General features: G+C 58.8%; 3 protein-coding genes. 1 reads left to right on the top strand and 2 read right to left on the bottom strand.

Annotation, left to right across the window (positions count from 1 at the left end; genetic code table 11):
- Window positions 1–247: 247 nt before the first annotated feature.
- Both BG52_RS09495 and BG52_RS14880 read right to left on the bottom strand, forming a co-directional pair.
- Window positions 248–769: a deoxycytidylate deaminase gene (locus BG52_RS09495; RefSeq protein WP_036580905.1), complete on the bottom strand. Its 522-nt coding sequence runs from the start codon at window positions 767–769 to the stop codon at window positions 248–250.
- A gap of 348 nt (window positions 770–1,117) precedes the next feature.
- The gene (locus BG52_RS14880; protein WP_051587915.1) at window positions 1,118–1,630 is read right to left on the bottom strand and encodes a ComEA family DNA-binding protein; all 513 of its coding nucleotides are present in this window, start codon (window positions 1,628–1,630) and stop codon (window positions 1,118–1,120) included.
- 373 nt (window positions 1,631–2,003) lie between these two features.
- Here BG52_RS14880 and comER point away from each other — a divergent pair, with 373 nt between their 5' ends.
- Entirely contained in the window at window positions 2,004–2,831 is an 828-nt protein-coding gene (gene comER, locus BG52_RS09485; RefSeq protein ID WP_036580902.1) for a late competence protein ComER, read from the top strand.
- Window positions 2,832–3,041: the final 210 nt, after the last annotated feature.

Raw genomic sequence — 3,041 nt, 5'->3', positions numbered from 1 at the left:
AGCCACGCGGCCAAGGCGGCGCCGGCAAGCGCCACGCCCCTGCCGCCAAGCGACGCGGCCGCGGCGCTGCCCGCGACCCAACAAATCGTAAAAGCCGCCAACGGTCGCCGGTTCATCGCCGATCCCCCCTTTCGCATATGTCGCTCATGAACAAGCGCAAAAAGAACCTCCCCGCGCGTCTTATCCGCGCAGAGAGGTTCTTCCTCCCGCTTTCATACGAACTTCTTGTGTTTACACCGTCCCCTTGCTACCCCTCCGCGACGATTGCCTGTTCGGGAGGGTCATACGCGGCCAGCGCCCGAAACACAACGCCCTTCTGCTCCATCAGTCTCGTCACCTTGTCGCTGTCTTTACGGTAGGCCCGATGATAGACAATCTCGCGAACGCCGCTGTTGGCAAGCATATTTGCGCAGGTCCAGCACGGCTGGTCGGTCACATAGACCGATGAGCCTTCACGGTCGGCTCGGTCGGTGAACAGCAACAGGTTCTGCTCCGCATGAATCGTGCGGATGCAGCGCTCTTTTTTCACCATCATTTCCTGCCCGTCGACGATCTCAACCTCGAACTGCTCCGCGATCATGCAGCCCGCTTCCGAGCAATCGGGCACTCCCATCGGCGCGCCGTTGTAGGCGGTGCCAAGCAGCTTTTTACCCTGAACGAGCACTGCTCCGACATGCCGCCGCGAACAAAGCGACCGGGTCGAGACCATATATGCGATATCCATGAAATAAGTGTCCCAGTCCTTGCGTATCGCCTGCCGGCTTTCCATATCGCCTTACTTCCTTTCCTATGTACGAAGGCCTTGAGGCCCGGCCGTCTACAACTATATATTATTGCCGGCTTGCTTTCAATGCCTGATCCAGATCATCCCAAGTATCGCCAATGCCCTCCGTGCCGACGGACATCCGTGGTCGGATCGATGACCTTCCCGCCATGGACGGCAAACGTTTCAAGACTGAACGAGCGTTCTTCTGACATAATTACCACTCCCACTAGGTTTTGAACAAACCCGTTTGGAGAAGCCAGGGTGTCTTGAAGCAGGTCCGGGCTCGGACGTCAGCAGATACCGCAATCTCTTCCATTCTCGCATAAATGGCCTCCGTCTACAACGAGCCTCTCAAGGGGCTTTACCGGTGACGGTCACGAGCTGCCGGATCTTGTCGAGCAGCTTGGGCCCGATTCCTTTCACCCGCGCCAATTCGCCGACTGTGCGGAACGGCCCATTGCGGACGCGATCATCGATCACCGCCCGCGCTTTGGCCGGACCGATGCCGGGCAAGGCGTCGAGCTCCTCTGCGGTCGCGCGGTTCAGGTCCACAAGCCCCGAATCGGCCTCGGCAGCGGAGGTTTCGGTTTCCGTTCCGGCTTCGGCTTCAGCGGCGGCGGCTCCAGCGGACTCGCCTTCTGCCTTCTCCGCACCCTTTGTCTTTTCGGACGCATCTTCCGTCTCCGGCTCCCTACCCTCCCCCTTCAGCTTCGGCAAGGAAGCTTCCAAACGCTCATTGACGGCACTCCAGCCTGCCGGCACCGCCGACTCCCTTGAATCGCCCAGAGCATTCCACAACAGTGCCGACCCAATGGCCGCTAATCCCCCGATCAGCAGCCAACGGCTTTTCACAATTTGGGTCATGTGCATCCTCCTCTCTATTCCACTCAACGGAGAACGATATCGAAAAAGCGCTCTTATTTTCGACATCGCGGTACGCAAGACGAGCGCATACGCATAGGCTATATAAGTGAACGATTGAATCACACTCGATACTTGAGTATTGTGCAGCCGCAGCGCAGCACCTCGCATCACCGCAGATCCCCCACAACAGCCCAGATACCCGCAGGAGCGAACTGGAAAAACTCCCGCTAAACCTGCCCAAATGTCACTGGGGGATCTTTTTGCGGGAAAAGCTCCCGTTCATCTTGTGAAAAATGCCTCCTGTAAAGGCAACTTCCGTTCCACTCATATAGTCAGAGCAGCGTATTTCGGATTTTTATGAGGAGGGATACCGGTGAATGTCGGTTTTATCGGAACAGGCAGTATGGGCAGTACACTGGTCGAAGCGTTCGCCAGCTCCGGAGCGCTTGTGCCGGAACAAACGAGAATTACCAACCGCACCTATGCCAAGGCCGAGCGGCTTGCCGCCCGCTATCCCGGTATGCAAGCCGTCCGTACCAACGCGGAGGCAGTCGCCGGCTGCGACCTGATCTTCCTGTGCGTCAAGCCGCTTGAATTCAAAACCGTTATCGACGAAATAAGGGCCAGCTTGCAGCCGGAGCAAGTGATCGTATCGATCACGAGTCCAGTGCTTCTGGCCCATCTTGAGGAATGGCTGCCCTGCAAAGTCGCCAAGGTCATTCCAAGTATTACGAATCGTGTATGGAGCGGCGCCACCCTGTGCATCTACGGGAGCCGGATCGAACCGGCAGACATGCAAACGCTGGAGGAGCTGTTATCCTACATCAGCTCACCGCTGCGCATTGAGGAACGGTATACGCGCGTCGTATCCGATCTGTCGAGCTGCGGTCCGGCGTTCATGGCATTCGTGCTGCAGCAGTTCATCGACGCGGCGGCCGACGAAACCGGCATCGACCGCGAGGAGGCTTCCCGGCTCGCCGCCAACATGCTGCTCGGCACAGGCCTGCTGCTCACAGAAGGAGGCCTGACGCCCGAGGAGCTGCAGCAGCGCGTAGCCGTTCCCGGCGGCATCACGGCCGAGGCGCTGAAGCTGCTGCGCGTCGAGCTCGATGATGTTTTTCACCGCGTTATCCATGCGACGCATGCCAAGTTCCGCGAGGATCTCGAAAAGGTCGACCAATCGTTCACCGTAAACAGGTAACGCCCGGCTCCGTCATCCATAACCGCCCGCAGTCCGCAGTCCGGAGTCCGCAGTCCGCAGCCCCTACTCCGCCGGTCAATTGGCGACGATGTTCACCAGCTTGCCCTTGACGACGATAACCTTGCGTATCGTCTTGCCCGCGATCGCCTCGCGCACCTTCTCGCTCTCCTTGGCAAGACGCTCCATCTCGGCTTCGTCCGTATCGGCGGC

Source organism: Paenibacillus darwinianus, from assembly GCF_000598065.1.
GTDB lineage: Bacteria > Bacillota > Bacilli > Paenibacillales > Paenibacillaceae > Paenibacillus_I > Paenibacillus_I darwinianus.
This window is presented reverse-complemented; position numbering and strand designations above follow the sequence as displayed.